At 66.5% G+C, this 15,140-nt stretch carries 15 protein-coding genes; 1 reads left to right on the forward strand and 14 read right to left on the reverse strand.

Annotated elements, in window-relative coordinates; all coding sequences use genetic code 11:
- Nucleotides 1-143: 143 nt before the first annotated feature.
- From larB to ACR4XJ_RS04130, 3 genes are all read right to left on the reverse strand, one after another.
- On the reverse strand, nt 144-896 hold the full coding sequence (larB, locus tag ACR4XJ_RS04120) for a nickel pincer cofactor biosynthesis protein LarB (protein WP_434754005.1): 753 nt from the start codon (nt 894-896) through the stop codon (nt 144-146).
- A gap of 261 nt (nt 897-1,157) precedes the next feature.
- Nucleotides 1,158-2,519, reverse strand: coding sequence for a nickel pincer cofactor biosynthesis protein LarC (larC, locus tag ACR4XJ_RS04125; protein WP_434754006.1), 1,362 nt, complete (start codon nt 2,517-2,519; stop codon nt 1,158-1,160).
- Nucleotides 2,520-2,615: 96 nt separating this feature from the next.
- The gene (locus ACR4XJ_RS04130) at nt 2,616-3,818 is read right to left on the reverse strand and encodes an aldo/keto reductase (protein ID WP_434754007.1); all 1,203 of its coding nucleotides are present in this window, start codon (nt 3,816-3,818) and stop codon (nt 2,616-2,618) included.
- A gap of 319 nt (nt 3,819-4,137) precedes the next feature.
- Here ACR4XJ_RS04130 and ACR4XJ_RS04135 point away from each other — a divergent pair, with 319 nt between their 5' ends.
- Complete coding sequence (locus ACR4XJ_RS04135; RefSeq protein ID WP_434754008.1) at nt 4,138-5,016, forward strand: AraC family transcriptional regulator; 879 nt, start codon at nt 4,138-4,140, stop codon at nt 5,014-5,016.
- 52 nt (nt 5,017-5,068) lie between these two features.
- Here the strand turns inward: ACR4XJ_RS04135 and ACR4XJ_RS04140 are convergent, their stop codons facing one another.
- The 11 genes from ACR4XJ_RS04140 to secD form a co-directional block, all read right to left on the reverse strand.
- Nucleotides 5,069-5,491 (reverse strand): DUF4079 family protein, encoded by a 423-nt coding sequence (locus ACR4XJ_RS04140; RefSeq protein WP_434754009.1) that lies wholly within the window; start codon nt 5,489-5,491, stop codon nt 5,069-5,071.
- Nucleotides 5,492-5,538: 47 nt separating this feature from the next.
- Nucleotides 5,539-6,459: a protoheme IX farnesyltransferase gene (locus ACR4XJ_RS04145; protein WP_434754010.1), complete on the reverse strand. Its 921-nt coding sequence runs from the start codon at nt 6,457-6,459 to the stop codon at nt 5,539-5,541.
- Nucleotides 6,460-6,476: 17 nt separating this feature from the next.
- The gene (gene coxB, locus ACR4XJ_RS04150) at nt 6,477-7,694 is read right to left on the reverse strand and encodes a cytochrome c oxidase subunit II (protein ID WP_434754011.1); all 1,218 of its coding nucleotides are present in this window, start codon (nt 7,692-7,694) and stop codon (nt 6,477-6,479) included.
- A 6-nt stretch (nt 7,695-7,700) separates the two neighbouring features.
- Complete coding sequence (locus ACR4XJ_RS04155; RefSeq protein WP_434754012.1) at nt 7,701-7,991, reverse strand: cytochrome C oxidase subunit IV family protein; 291 nt, start codon at nt 7,989-7,991, stop codon at nt 7,701-7,703.
- A gap of 10 nt (nt 7,992-8,001) precedes the next feature.
- On the reverse strand, nt 8,002-8,598 hold the full coding sequence (locus tag ACR4XJ_RS04160; protein WP_434754013.1) for a cytochrome c oxidase subunit 3 family protein: 597 nt from the start codon (nt 8,596-8,598) through the stop codon (nt 8,002-8,004).
- Complete coding sequence (gene ctaD / locus ACR4XJ_RS04165) at nt 8,591-10,216, reverse strand: cytochrome c oxidase subunit I (RefSeq protein ID WP_434754014.1); 1,626 nt, start codon at nt 10,214-10,216, stop codon at nt 8,591-8,593. Before ctaD ends, ACR4XJ_RS04160 begins: the two co-directional genes overlap by 8 nt.
- A 99-nt stretch (nt 10,217-10,315) precedes the next feature.
- On the reverse strand, nt 10,316-11,335 hold the full coding sequence (locus tag ACR4XJ_RS04170) for an SCO family protein (protein ID WP_434754015.1): 1,020 nt from the start codon (nt 11,333-11,335) through the stop codon (nt 10,316-10,318).
- A gap of 46 nt (nt 11,336-11,381) precedes the next feature.
- Nucleotides 11,382-11,690, reverse strand: coding sequence for a c-type cytochrome (locus ACR4XJ_RS04175; protein WP_434754016.1), 309 nt, complete (start codon nt 11,688-11,690; stop codon nt 11,382-11,384).
- A gap of 68 nt (nt 11,691-11,758) precedes the next feature.
- Nucleotides 11,759-12,085 (reverse strand): c-type cytochrome, encoded by a 327-nt coding sequence (locus ACR4XJ_RS04180; protein WP_434754017.1) that lies wholly within the window; start codon nt 12,083-12,085, stop codon nt 11,759-11,761.
- A 266-nt stretch (nt 12,086-12,351) separates the two neighbouring features.
- Entirely contained in the window at nt 12,352-13,437 is a 1,086-nt protein-coding gene (gene secF / locus ACR4XJ_RS04185) for a protein translocase subunit SecF (protein ID WP_434754018.1), read from the reverse strand.
- Nucleotides 13,438-13,455: 18 nt separating this feature from the next.
- Complete coding sequence (gene secD / locus ACR4XJ_RS04190) at nt 13,456-15,054, reverse strand: protein translocase subunit SecD (protein WP_434754019.1); 1,599 nt, start codon at nt 15,052-15,054, stop codon at nt 13,456-13,458.
- Nucleotides 15,055-15,140 lie beyond the last annotated feature (86 nt).

The following is a 15,140-nucleotide window of genomic DNA, read 5'->3' on the forward strand; positions in this document are numbered from 1 at the left end:
TCCCCCTGCACCCCTTTAACGAAAAGAACCGCCCAATGGGCGGTTCTTTTCGTTTTGGTGAGCTGATGCCACACAATATCCCTTTTTGGGGGTGCAGGGGGCGTTAGCCCCTTGCCCGCCGGAGGCTTCCAGAAAACAACCCCCTACACAAACAAATTATTGATGCGGCACGCGGCGCAGGCCGCGCCGAACCCGTTGTCGATGTTGACCACGGTGACGCCGCTGGCGCACGAGGTGAGCATGCCGAGCAGCGCGGAGAGCCCGGCGAAGTTGGCGCCATAGCCCACGGAGGTGGGCACGGCGATGAGCGGTTGCGAAACGAGGCCGCCCACCACGCTGGTCAGCGCGCCTTCCATGCCCGCCACCACGATGAGCACGCGGGCCTTGCGCAGTTCGTCCAGCCGGTCGAACAGCCGGTGCACGCCCGCCACCCCCACGTCGGAGATGATCCACGCCTTGCTACCCAGCATTTCGCAGGTCACGCGGGCCTCTTCGGCCACTGGCAGGTCCGAGGTCCCTGCGGTGATGATGCCGATCTCGCCCGGCTTGAAGGCCAGTTCGCCGTGCAGCATGGTCAGGGTGCGGCCAAGGGCGTTGTAGGTGGCCTCGGGGCAGGCGGCCAGCACGTGCTCCGCCATTTCCGGCGAGACGCGGGTGGCCAGCACGTGGCTGAGGCCGCGCAGCCGGGTAAATATCTCCGCCACCTGCTGGGGGGTCTTGCCCGCGCCGTAGACCACCTCCGGAAAGCCGTTGCGCAGCTTGCGGTGCAGGTCGAAGCGGGTGTGGCCCATTTCAAGATACGGCAGGTCGCGCAGTTGCGACATGCCCTTGTCCACATCGATGGTGCCCGCGCGGATGCCTTCCAGCAGATCGCGCAATGCGTCGGTCCTGTCCATGTCGTCTGTCCGTCGTTGCGGCGCGCCGCACGGGCGCTGCCGGTATCGTTATCAAAACCATGCTGGGGGGCTGTTTCAAAATTAGGATTTTCGTTCGTTGGCAAGAAAAACAAGCCTGCCATGAGGGAGTGCGGCAGCCGTTATGCGAGTCTTCGAGCATTACGGATGGCGACCGCAGAGCGTACTCTTCTCGTATTTGACCGAAATGGCAGGCGATGTTTGACGACGCCAACGGGCGAAAGGACAATTTTGAAATAGCCCCTATCGGGCCTTGCCGATGGCCAGATACACGTCGGCAAGGGGGATGGAGTGCTTGCGCGCCAGCGCCTTGCAGTCTTCCAGTTCCGGCTTGGCGCGCAGCACTTCGCCGTCCAGCAGGGCCTGCTTCATGGTCACGGGGCCCAGCGGGGTTTCCAGCCGTTCGAAGCGCGTTTCCAGCACGATCTTGTCGATGGGCACGCTCTTGATGCCCAGCGTGGTGGTGTGCCGGAACAGCAGCCGCGCGAAGCGCTCCTGCTCGTGCCGGGCGCAGAGCAGCGAAACGCAGGTGGCGGGCCGCCCCTTCTTCATCATGATGGGGGTGAAGTGCACGTCCATGGCGCCTTCTTCCATCAACAGTTCCATGGCCACGGCCAACTGCTCGGCGGTCATGTCGTCGATGTTGCATTGCAGGAGGCGCGCGGGCTCGGAGGGCAATTCTCCGGCTGCCGGAAACGCGGAGGAAGACGCGGCGTCGGCGGCGCGCCCCGCGTGTGCCTCATCCACCTCGGCCAGATGCACCCGCAGCAGGTTGGGCAGTTCCGTGTCGCGGTGGCCGATGCCGTAGCCGGTGCGCTGCACGGCCATGCGCGGCGCGGCGGTGAACCGGCGCACCAGCGTGGCCAGGATGGCCGCGCCCGTGGGGGTGGTGGTCTCGTGCGGGCTGGCCCCGCGCGTGGTGGGAATGCCCGACAGCAGTTCCGCCGTGGCCGGGGCGGGCACGGGCATCAGCCCGTGGGCGCAGCGCACGAAGCCGCCGCCAAGCTCCACGGGCGAAGCCCAGGCCGCGTCCACGCCCAGGCGGTGGTAGCAGATGGCCGCGCCCACGATGTCCACGATGGAATCGGTGGCCCCCACCTCGTGAAAATGCACCTCGTCCACCGGCTTGCCGTGCACCTTGGCCTCGGCCTCGGCCAGCTTGCGGAAGATGGCCAGACTGGTGCGCCGCACCGGCTCGGGCAACGCGCTGGCGGTGATGATGGCCTCTATGTCCGGCAGGTTGCGGTGCGGCGGGTGGTGATGATCATGGGAATGGTGGTGGCCGTGGCTGTGATCATGCCCATGGTCATGGCGCCCGTGCTGGTGGTGCTCATGATCATGATCATGATGCTCGTGGCCGTGCGCATGGCCGCGCCCCCTATCCTGCCCGCAGTCCTGGCCTTCGTGCGCCAGCACCACGTCCACCCGCAGGCCGGAAATACCCTTGCGCATGTCCGGGGTCACCCGCAGTTCGAACTCGTGGTCCAGCCCCAGCTTCGAAAACTCGGCCCGCAGGTATTCGGGCTCCACGCCAAGGGCCAGCAGCGCGGCAAGGTGCATGTCGCCGCTGATGCCCGCGAAGCAGTCGTAAAACAGTATCTTCACGCCAACAATCCTCCGGCCGGGGAGATATCCCGCAGCCCGGCCGGGTCGCGTTCCGACCGGACTGCGGGTATTCTTTCGTGTATCGCGGGGTAGCCCCTACAGGGTGCGGCGTATCATCTGCCGCCCCGCCTCCTGCAACTGGGCGAAGTCCGGCCCTTCCAGTTCGGCGGCCAGTTCGGCCAGCACGTCCGGAATGGCGATGTGCTGCGGACAGTTTTCCACGCACTGCCCGCAGGCCACGCACTGCGAGGCGTAGCCGGGGCCCTCGCCGCCGATCTCGCCGCTCATCCGCATGGCGTACAGGAACTTGCCTTCCTCGATGTTACCGAACATGTGCATCTTGTTGTAGGTCTCGAAGCACATGGGAATGGCGACGCCCATGGGGCACGGCATGCAGTAGCCGCAGCCGGTGCAGCGCACCTTCATCAGTTCGCGGTATTTGGCGCTGGCGCGGGCCACCAGTTCGAGGTCGCGCGGGCTCATGGCCCCGGCCTCGGCGGAACCGGCAATGGCAAGGTTCTCCGCGATGTGCGCTTCCTCGTTCATGCCGGACAGCACCACCGTCACCTCCGGGTGGTTCCATATCCAGCGCAACGCCCATTCCACCGGGGTGCGCCGCACGGGCGACTCGTCCCAGATGGCCTGCACGGCGGGCGGCGCGGTGATCAGGCCCAGATTGCCGCCGCGCAACGGCTCCATGATGATCACCCCGATGCCCTTGCCCGCCGCGTAGCGCAGCCCTTCGGTGCCCGCCTGATAGGTCTCGTCCAGGTAGTTGTACTGGATCTGGCAGAACACCCAGGGGTAGGCGTCGATGATGCGCTTGAAGTCTTCCGCCAGACCGTGGAAGGAGAACCCGGCGTTGGCGATGCGCCCGTCGGCCTTGGCCGCTTCCAGAAATTCCAGCACGCCCAGCCCGTGCACGGTGTCCCACAGGGGGCCGTCCAGGGCGTGCACCAGATAGTAGTCGATGCACGAAACGCCAAGGCGCTCCAGTTGCGCGTCGAGGTAGCGGTCCATGTCGGCGCGGTCCTCGACCAGCCAAGAGGGCAGCTTGGTCGCCACCCTGACCTTCTCGCGGTAGCCGTCGCGCAGGGCCTTGCCGAGCACGATCTCGCTCTCGCCGTTGTGGTACGGCCACGCCGTGTCCACGTAGTTGACCCCGCCGTCGATGGCGCTGCGGATCTGCGCGATGGCGCGGGCCTCGTCCACCTTGCCGTCCCGCATGGGCAGGCGCATGCAGCCGAAGCCCAGCGCGGACAGCGTGTCACCGTTTTTGGGCATGGTTCTGTACAGCACGTCTCGCTCCTTCGGTGCCGGGCGCGGTGCGCCCGTTCACGGTTTCGCGGCCCCTCGGGGTCTCTCGCGATCCCTCGTGATCAGGACCGCCGGGGCCGCCGGGGCCGCCATCCCCGCCGCGCGCCATTCCGGCGAATGCAGCCGAAACGTCGCGGGGGATGTTCGATGCTCCGTGAAATAAACGGACCGTGCCCGGAAGAGAAGGCACATTCCTGCCAAACTCTTGCCTGATCCTGCAACGGGTGGCAGAAACGCGTCAAATCGGGTACTGTCCGGAACATGGGCTACGAGGTCCGCCGTTTTCCGCCATGGAGGATACATGCGTGAAATAGCTGAACTGATGGGCAGACTCGCCACCAACGAGGGCAAGACGGAAACAGGCTTGCCCGGCGTGGGGCTGTACAGAACCTCCGGCTCCATCCACCGGGCGCCGCTGCTGTACCGGCAGGGGCTGATCATCCTGGGCCAGGGGGCCAAGCTGGTGCACTTCGGCGGGCGGGTCTACCAGTACGACCAGGACCACTACCTGGCCCTCAGCGTGCCCATCGCCGCCGAATGCGAGGCCGTGGCCACGCCGGAAAAGCCCCTGCTCTCCCTGACCGTGGACATCGACCTCGGCGTGCTCAATCAACTCATAGATCAGATAGAAGACCGTATCGACTACCGGTCGCTGACGCAAGGGTGCACCCACCAGGGGCTGTTCCTGGCCAGGGCCCACACCGCGTTTAAGAACACGGTGCTGCGTCTGCTGTGGGCGCTGTCCTGCCCGCTGGAAACGCAGGTGCTGGGGCCGGGGCTGGTGCGCGAACTGCTGTTCCGGGTGCTGTGCGGCGAGAACGCGGCGGCCCTGCACGCGCTGGTCACCAGAAACACCAACATGTCGCGCATCGAGAAGGCCCTGAAGCAGATCCACGGCAACTTCGCCGAGCCGTTCAACGTGGACCAGTTGGCCGGGTTCGTGAACATGAGCCCGTCCACCTTCCACCGGGCGTTCAAGGACGTGACCTCGTTCTCGCCCATCCAGTACCTGAAGCGGGTGCGCCTGAACAAGGCGCGCAGCCTGCTGCGCGAGGACGGCGTGCGCGCCAGCGAGGCGGCGCGCATGGTGGGCTACGAAAGCGTTTCGCAGTTCAGCCGGGAATTCCGCCGCTACTTCGGCATCAGCCCCAGCCACGCGGGCGGACTGGCGGGGGAATGACCCGTGTGGATGCGGATACGCCGCGTGCAAGGGTCATGCGAACGGTCCGGAACTACAGGAGATAATCGCGCACCACGATGATTCCCGTCCACAACTGCCACAGGGCCAGCACCACCAGCAGCAGGTTGTTGACGCCGTGCACCAGCGGCAGCAGCTTGCGGCGCTTCTTCACCACGTCCATGCGCTGCCCGGTGAAGTAGCCCACCGCGCACAGCGGCACCATCAGCAGGCCCACCCAGGCGTGCGCGCCGGTCAGGAACATGTTGGACCACTCCAGCCTGGCCACGGCCAGCCCCAGCAGCGAACCGGCCGCCCAGACGGCCAGGGCCACGGTGCCCCATTTGACGTGCGCCTTCCACGGAAAGACCAGCTTGCGGCCCATGTGCGAGGACTGAAAGCGTATCCAGCCAAAATACGTGGCATACAGGCCGATGAGCGTGGCGACGAACTGCAGGACGGGGTGAATCCAGACCATGGGGGCTCCCGGTGCGGATGTAGTGGGAAGAGGGATGATTCCTATGCTTAGAATAAAGGCAGCATCCGGTCCAGCAGCAACAGCAGCATGAGCGCGGGCATGGCCGCGTCGGCGGCGCGCAGGGCCAGCCTCCCGCCGCCGCAAGCCGGAGTTTCCGATGTGCGGCGCATCCGGGCCGACACCGCCAGCAGGGCCACGCCCAGCAGCACCACCCCGGCGCGGAGCAGCGGGGCATGCAGCAGGGGAAACACCGGCAGCATCAGCACGGCCACGGCGTAGGCGTGGTACCATACCCGCAGCAGCCTGTCGTAGCGCGCGGCGGCGAACTGGGCGGGCGGCACGGGCAGCCCGGCCCGCACGTAGTGGATGCGCTCGCGCTGGGCGCGCAGCCAGAAATGGGGCACCTGCCACAGCACGTACACGCCGTACAGCAGAATGGCCACGGGGTCGCGCGGGTCGCCGCCTGCCGCCATCCAGCCCAGCAGGGGCGGCATGGCCCCCACCAGCGCGCCCGGCAGCAGGGCGAAGGATGTCACCCGCTTGAGCGGCGTGTACACCCCGTTGTAGGCCACGGCGATGCCCGCCCCCACCAGGGCCAGTTGCAGGCCGGACACCGGGGAAGCCGCATGCAGGCACCCCAGCGCCGCCGCGAACGACACCACACCGATGCCCACGGCCGCCCCCGGCGTCATGCGCCCGGAGGGCAGCGGCCGCCCCGCCGTGCGGGGCAGCAGCGCGTCGATGTCGCGTTCCTGGACCTGATTCCACGCCGAGCAGGCCGCGGCCAGCAGCATGGCCCCCGCCACCACCCACGCCAGCGCACCCGCCGGACCGGCCTGCCCGATCTGCCCGACCAGTCCGGCAAAAGGCAGTGGCACGGCCAGCAGGAAGCCGAAGGCCGTGGCCGCGCCCACCATCAGGGTCACGTTCAGGCGCAGCAGCAGGCGCAGGTCATGCAGGCGGGGCATGGCAGGCCTGTTGTCCATCAATGGGAATGTTCGCCCAGCGACTTGATATACTCCACCATGGCCCCCAACTGTTCCGGCGTCAGGTGTTCGTAGGGCGGCATCATGGGGTCGAAGCCCTTCACCGTGCCCAGCGCCGGGGCATTGGCGATCTTGGCGCGCAGGTAGGCTTCGTCGGCGGTGACCTGCTGCTCCTTGCCGTCGCGCAGCACGATGGTCGGCGCGTTCCACAGCCCCTTCAGGCTGGGCCCGGCGATGACCGAACCGTCGGTCGAATGGCACGAGATGCAGCCCTCGGCCTCCATCAGCCGCCTGCCTTCCTCGTGCCCCACCTCGTTGCCGTGCATCAGCCAGCCCAGCATTTCCTCCATCTCTTCGGGCGGCACCATGCCTTCCGTGGACGGCATGATGGGGTCGTAGCCCACCACCACCTCTGCGTTGGGGTCCACGAAGGCGCGGCGCAGGTACCCTTCGTCGGCCACCACCTTGCGCTTCGTGCCGTCGGGCAGCGCCACCTCGCGCTCGGCCCCGTACAGGTCCTTGAAGGTGGGACCCACGCCCGGGGTTCCGTCCAGCGAATGGCACGAGATACAGCCGTGGGTTTCCATCAGCGCCCTGCCCTTGCCGCCGGGCGCGTCGGCGCTGGCCAGCCAGGCGTCGAAGGCGGCCCGGTCCACCACCTTCACCGTGGTGATCATGTTGGCGTGCTTCAGGCCGCAGTATTCGGCGCACAGCAGGTCGTACTCGCCGGGCCGGTCGGCCTTGAACCAGGCGTAGGTCTCCAGGCCGGGCACGGTGTCCATCTTGATGCGGAAGGCGGGCACGTACAGGCTGTGCAGCACGTCCACGCTGGTCATGCGCAGCTTCACCGGGGTGTCCACGGGCACCACCAGCACGCTGCCGCGCTTGCCGCCGGGGTATTCGAACACCCACGACCACATGCGGGCGGTCACCCGCACCTCCATGGCCCCCTCGGGCACGGTGCGCAGGGCCTTGTAGCCCTCCCACCCGTAGTAGAACAGGCCCATGACGATGATGGAGGGAATCAGCGTCCACGCGATCTCGGCGGGCACGTTGCCCGAAATCTGCGCGGGCACGGGATGGCGCGATTCGCGGTAATGCCACACGAACCACAGCATGGTCGCGGTGATGGCCAGCAGCACGAACACCGAGAACCCGAAGATGACGGTGAATATGAAATCGACCTGCTGCACCGGCGACAACGATTGCGGATACATGGTCACCTACCTGTAGGCCACGTCGAAGAAGGTGAGCCCGATGGCGATGGCAAGGATGACGAAGGCCGTGAACACCATCAGCCGGATGACCCTGCCCTCGTAGCGCAGGTGCATGAACCACAGGATGACCAGCCCCGCCTTGGTGGTGGCCACGGTCAGCGCCACCACCACGTTCAGGAAGCCGAAGTCGAAACTGGTGACGCCCACGGTGATGGTGGTCAGCACCATCAGCGCCGCCCACACCAGCAGGTTGGTGCGCACGGGGACGGCATGGTGTTCGGTGTTGTGTCCGGTCATGCTGGCCCCCTCAGACCACAAGGTAGAAAAGCGGAAAAAGATAGATCCACACCAGGTCCACCAGGTGCCAGTACAGGCCGCCGTTCTCCAGGAACACGAAGTGCTCCGGGGTCACCCGGCCAACGCGCATCAGATGCCAGCCGTACAGCAGCACGGCCCCGCCGATGACCACGTGGATGCCGTGCAGCCCGGTCATCAGGTAGTACAGGTTGAAGAACACCATCTCGCCGGGCGGCAGCGCCAGCAGGCCGGGGCTGTCGGGGTAGATGCCGTGGCCGATCTTGGCGCTCCACTCGAAGAACTTGTTCACCAGGAACACCCCGGCCAGGGCCACCGTCAGCAGCACCAGCCGCTGCGACAGCACCGTCCTGCCGTGTTGCAGAGCGCTGATGGCCAGGGCCATGAACAGCGAACTGGTGATGAGCACCACGGTGTTGACCGTGCCGAAGGTGCGGCTCAGTTCCTTGCCCGCGGCGTGGAATTCCGCCGGGTAGCGGTGCAGGAACACGGCATAGAGCAGGAACAGCCCGCCGAACAGCAGCACTTCCGTGAACAGGAACAGCCACATGCCGATCTTGGCGCCTTCGTAGTCGCGGTGCTCATGCATCGGGCTTTACCCCCGTGAAATCGTAGGGGCCGTGCGTGACCACGGGCTCGGCGTCGAAGTTGTGGTGCGGCGGCGGCGACGGCACCATCCACTCCAGCGTTGCCGCGCCCCACGGGTTGCGGCCCACGGGCTTGCCGTGCCGGATGCCCCGCCACAGGTTCCAGAACATCAGCAGCAGCCCCGTGGCCAGCACCCACGAGCCCATGGTGGAGAAGAAGTGCCCCTCGGCGTACTTGGGCAGGTAGTCGTAGTAGCGGCGCGGCATGCCCTGCAAGCCCAGGATGAACATGGGGAAGTACAGCAGGTTGAAGCCCACGAAGGCAATGAGGCACGACCAGTTGGCGATGCGCTTGTCGTACATCCGCCCGTAGATCTTGGGGAACCAGTAGTGCATGGCCCCGAACAGCCCGAAGCCCATGCCCCCGAAGATCACGTAGTGGAAGTGCGCCACCACGAAGTAGGTGTCGTGCACGTGCACGTTGGTGCCCGCGGACCCCAGCACGAGGCCGGTGAGCCCTCCGATGGAGAACAAAAAGATGAACGCCAGCGCGTACCACAGCGGCGGCTCCACCCGGATGGAGCCCTTGTACAGCGTGGACACCCAGTTGAAGACCTTGATGGCCGAGGGAATGGCCACCACAAAGGTCAGGAACGAGAAGACCATCACCGCCGTGTCGCTCATGCCGCTGACGAACATGTGGTGCGCCCACACCAGCGACCCGGCGAAGGCGATGGCAAGGCTGGAGAAGGCGATCATCTTGTAGCCGAAGATGGGCTTGCGCGCGAACACCGGAAGAATTTCCGAGATCACGCCCATGGCGGGCAGGATCATGATGTATACCGCCGGGTGCGAGTAGATCCAGAACAGGTGCTGGTACAGGATGGGGTCGCCCCCGCGCGAGGGGTCGAACAGCCCCACCCCAAGCACCCGCTCGGCAAAGATGAGCAGCACGGTGATGCCCAGGATGGGCGTGGCCAGCACCTGTATCCATCCGGTGGCGTACAGTGACCAGCAGAACAGCGGCAGGCGGGTCCAGGTCATGCCGGGGGCGCGCAGCCGGTGCAGGGTGGTGATGAAGTTGAGCCCGGTGAGAATGGACGAGAAGCCCAAAATGAACACGGCGATGACCGCCACATCGACGTTGGTGGTGGTCACCGCGCTGAACGGCACGTAGAAGGTCCAGCCCGTGTCCGGCGCGCCCTTGCCCGTGACCAGCGAGAGCACGGCCAGCGCCGCGCCGATGATGTACAGCCACCACGAGAGGATGTTCAGCCGGGGAAACGAGACATCCTCGGCCCCGATCTGGATGGGCAGGAAGATGTTGCCGAACGCGGCGGGAATGCTGGGAATGACCACCAGGAAGATCATCACCACGCCATGCAGGGTGAACAGCGCGTTGTAGGTCTGCGGCCCCATGATGGTGCGGCCCGGCGCGACCAGTTCGAGCCGGATCAGGAAGCCCAGCGCAAGCCCCACCAGGAACATGGTGACGATGCAGTAGAGGTACAGCATGCCGATGCGCTTGTGGTCGGTGCTGAACAGCCACGAGGCGAGCCCCCCTTTCGTGCCGGGCAGCGGCTGGAAGAAGCTCGGGTGGTCGTGCGCGTCTGCGCTCATGCGATGGTCTCCTGTGTCTGGTGCGGGCCGTGCGGACTGCCGGACTCTGCCGGGACGGTCTTTGTCGATGGACTCGATGCGGTACGGTGCGCGCGCCGCCTAGCCCGGCGGCGGGCCGGACGGGGGCGTGTCTCCCGGTCCCTTGCGTTCCTTGCGGCGCGGGCCTCCCCACACCAGCACGAACAGCAGCACCGCCGCGCCGAACAGGATGATGATCCCGGCGATGCGCATGAAATCGAACACGTAGCGCCGCCCTTCCGGGTCGTAGGTGAAGCAGTACGACAGCACGCGCTTCACCGACAGGCCGATGGTGCCGTGCGAGGCCTCGGTGACGGCCATGGTCAGGTCGAAGGGCAGGAAGCTCTGGCCGTACAGGTAGCGCACGATCTTGCCCCCCGGCGCGGTGACGATGAGCGCCACGGGGTGGATGAAGTCGCGCCCCTGCCGGGTGAACCGGAAGCCGATGGCGTCCATGAACCTGTTGATGGAGGCAAGGTCGCCGGACAGGAAGCGCCAGCCGTCCTCCGGATAGGCGAAATTCATGGCCGCGAAATAGTTCTGCTTCTTGCGCGCGGCCAGTTGCGGGGTGTCCGTCTCGTCAAAGCTCACGGACAGCACGCGGTACTCCTTGCCCGGTTGCAGCGAAACCTGCGGCAGCACCCGCGCCAGCGAGCTTTGCAGCATGTTGCACACCGTGGGGCAGGAATAATAGATGGGCGCGATGATCACCGGCACGTCCATCAGGGTGCGCGGGTCGACGGGGTTGCCCGCCTCGTCGCGCAGCAGGATGCCCTCGGGGATGATGTCGCCGAGGTGCTCGTCCACCCCGGCCAGTTGCGCCTGGGAGGCCGGGTCCCCTCCTCCGGGCTGCCCTGCCGGGCCGGACTGGCCGGGCTGTTCGGACTGGCCGAATCGGCCCGTGGTGGGCGGGGGCACCGGATGCACGTGTTCCGCTGGCGCCTGCGCGGCATCGGAGGCGGCGCCGTGGCCCTGATGGTCCCCGGTTCCGGCGGCCACGGGAACGGGGGCCGGGGCGGCGGACGGAACCGCCGCCCGGACCCCCGAGGCGAACACTGCGAGCAGGACAAGCAGCGAGGCCGTGGCGACAAGCGCGCGCACGCAGGCAACCGTCATGCGAATGGGGCGTACGCGCATCGCCATGCACCTACAGCTTGGACATGTAGTCGGCCATGGCCTTCATTTCCTCGTCGGAGTAGCGCTTGACGAGGTTGGTCATGACGGCCTTCTTCTCGCCGCCGTAGCTGCCGTCGGCGTAGCCCTTCAGCTTCTTGAACAGCTCATCGGCCGTCTGGCCCTTCACTGCGTGGCCCACGCCCATGGCCTGCTTGGAGCCGTCGGCCCCGTGGCAGCCCACGCACGACTTGTACAGCGCCGCGCCGTCGGCGGCCACGGCGGCGGAAATGCCGAAGGCAAGGGCGGCACAGATGCTCATGACCACAAGAATGCGTTTCATGCGAGTTCTCCTGTTCCGGTGATGCCGGGTTTTCCGGACCACGCGCGGGGTGACCCGCCCGGGCCGGGCTAGAAGGAGGCCATGTGCGCGGCCAGGGCGCGCATGTCCTCGTCCGAAAGCTTTTTGGCGATTCCCGCCATGACGACCTTTTTCGAGCCGCCGTAGCTGCCGTCCGCGTAGCCCTTGAGCTTGCCGTACAGGGCTTCGGCGGTCTGGCCCTTCACGGGCCGCGCGGCCCCCAGGGCCGCCTTGCCGCCGTCCTCGCCATGGCAGCCCGCACACTGGGCGTACAGCGCCGCACCGTCGGCGGCCAAGGCGGTTCCGGCTGCCACCGGAACCCATGCCGCACAGGCCAGCAGGACGCCAAGGACCGCGCCGGAGATGCAAACCTTCATGTCACCTCCACGGGACAAAAACGATTCCAAGTGCCCGTAGGATAACGCCTGAAGGCAAAAAAAAGCAACCGCCTTCCCGCCTTGGACGGCTGCTGCCGCGTTTGCGCCGCCCCAAGCGCGTCACCTGTCGCGTCGCCTGTCGCGTCATCTGCCGCATTCTCTGCCGCAACCGGCGGGTCTTTGGGATGATAACATGAATAACATGAAAAAAACGGGCGACGCCCGCGCGCCGCCCGTTCATTTGCTTCAATCCCGGAACAGGCCGCCTAGACGGCCCCTTCCTGGCCCACACGGGGCGCGGGCTCCGGCTGCTCGTCCGGTTCGCCGAAGGCGAGCAGGATGGGGCTCGCCACGAAGATCGAGGACAGGATGCCCACGAACACGCCCACCAGCATGGTCAGCGCGAAGTCGTGGATGACCCCGCCGCCCAGCACGAACAGCACCAAGAGGACCGCCAGCGTGGTGCCGCCGGTGAGGATGGTGCGGCTGAGCGTCTGGTTGATGCTGGCGTTGATGATGTGCGCGTAGCTCCATTCCTTGCGGTGGCCGCGCAGCGTTTCGCGGATGCGGTCGTAGACGATGATGGTGTCGTTCAGCGAGTAGCCCACCAGGGTCAGCAGCGCGGCCACGATGTTCAGGTCCACTTCCTTGTCCAGCAGCGAGAGCACCCCCACCGTGACGAGCACGTCGTGCACCAGCGCCACGATGGCCCCCAGGGCGAAGTTCAGGCGCAGCTTCCAGCACAGTACGAAGGTCAGCCCCAGCGCGGCGAAGACCAGCCATACCCGTGGAACCCCGAGCATCCCCAGCACGTACATGCCGCCCGCCAGCGCCCCCGCCATGACGGCGGCGGCCATCCACCGCTGTTCAAACCTGCCCGAGATGTAGATGGCGATGAGCAGCACCGAATAGTACAGCGCCTCAACGGCCTTGGCTTTAAGATCCTCGCCCACCTTGGGGCCGACCATTTCCAGCCGCTGGATCTCGAACGTGGCGTCCTTGATGTGGGTTTCCAACGCCTCGGCCACCACGGTCCGGATGACGTCGGCCCGCTCTTCGGTGTGCGAGATGCGGATGAGGTAGTCGGTCTCTCCCTCGCCGAAGCGCTGCACGACGAGCCCCGGCAGATCGGTGCCCGAAAGGCCCTGCTTCAGGGTGGCGTCGGCCACGGGCCTGTCGAACTTGACCTGCACGATGGCCCCGCCCGCGAAGTCGATGCCGTAGCTCAGCCCGCCCTTGAAGGCGACGGAGGCGAGACCGATCAGCATCGCCGCGATGGAAACCACGTAGGCGATGCGCCGCATGCCCACGAAGTCGATATTGGTGTCATGCCTGATGAGCGTAAGCCCCATGATGGCGATCCTCCCCGGCTAGATGCTGAGGCGTTTTGCGCCGGACCCGGCGGTCCAGACGTCGAAGACGATGCGCGACACGAAAACGGCCGTGAACAGGGACGCGATGATGCCGAGCGTCAGGGTGACGGCGAAGCCGCGCACCGGCCCGGTGCCGAACTGGTAGAGGATCACCGCCACGATGATGGTGGTCAGGTTCGAGTCGGTGATGGCCAGCATGGCGCGCTTGTAGCCCTCGTGCACCGCCGCCGCGGTCGTCAGCCCGCGGCGCAGTTCCTCGCGGATGCGCTCGTAGATCAGCACGTTGGCGTCGATTGCCATGCCCAGGGTCAGCACGATGCCCGCAAGGCCCGGCAGAGTCAGGGTGGCGCCGAAGGCGGCCATGCCCGCGAGCAGAAGCAGCACGGTGTAGCACAGCATGACGTCGGCGATGAGGCCCGAGACGCCGTAGTACACGACCATGAACAGCATCACCATGCCGCCGCCGATGAGCGCGGAAAGGATGCCCTTGTCGATGGATTCCTGACCCAGCGAGGGGCCGACGGTGCGTTCCTCGAGCACGCTCACCGGCGCGGGCAGCGAGCCCGCGCGCAGCACGATGGCCAGGTCCTGCGCCTCCGCCGTGGAGAACTTGCCGGTGATGCTGGCCCGGCCGCCGCCGATCTTTTCCTGGATGACCGGCGCGGAATAGACCTTGCCGTCCAGCACGATGGCCAGGCGCTTGCGCACGTTTTCCTGGGTGATGCGTTCGAACATGGCCGCGCCGCGGCTGTTGAAGGTCAGCATCACGTAGGCCTGGTTGAAATTGTCGAAGCCGGGGCGCGCGTCGGCCACGTATTCGCCGGTCAGCACGGCTTCCTTGTCCACCACCACGGGCGTTTCGGCCTGGCTGCCGTCGGCCCCGCGCCGGATCATGGGACGCACTTCGGTGCCGGGCGGCAGGATGCCGCGCGCGGCCTTTTCCGCGTCCACGTCGTCGCGCACGATGTGGAATTCCAGGTGGGCCGTCTGGCCGATGATCTGGATGGCGCGCTGGGTGTCGTGCAGGCCGGGCAGCTGGATCTGGATGCGGTTGTCCTGCTGCTTGCGGATGTCCGGTTCGGCCACGCCGAACTGGTCGATGCGGTTGCGGATGGTCTTGACCGCCTGCTCCAGCGCCATCTCGCTGATGTTCTTGCGATAGTCCGGCTTCATGGTGGCCACGTAGCGCAACTGCCCGTCATCGGTGGTCTGCGGCGCGGCAACGCTCAGCTGCGGGAACTGCTTGGCCAGCAGTTCGCCCAGCACTTCGCGCTGCTCGGCCTTGGCCAGCACGAACTCGATGCGGTCGCCGGGCAGCACGCGCGGGCGCAGGACGAAGGCGTCCTTCTCGCGCGCCATGGTGCGGATGTCCTGGCCCATCTGGGCCAGCGAGTTTTCCACGGCCTTGTCCACGTCGACGCCGAGCGTCAGGTGGATGCCGCCCATGAGGTCGAGCCCGAGGTTGATGGTGCTGTCGGGCAGAAACCTGCCCAACGGCGACGACTTGATGCCCGGCAGGCTCGGGAGCACGTAGGCCACGCCGAACAGCAGCACGGCCAGCACCACGGCGAGTCTCCAGTGGAAACCCTGTTTCATTGCGACTCCTGGAGTTGCGGTATGTCACGCGGGCGCGGCGCGCGGCCGCATTCACGGCAAAAAGGCAAGCAGGCGCCAGCCGTGAC

Origin of the sequence: Nitratidesulfovibrio sp. D1, from assembly GCF_051133415.1 — a bacterium.
Classification (GTDB): domain Bacteria; phylum Desulfobacterota; class Desulfovibrionia; order Desulfovibrionales; family Desulfovibrionaceae; genus Cupidesulfovibrio.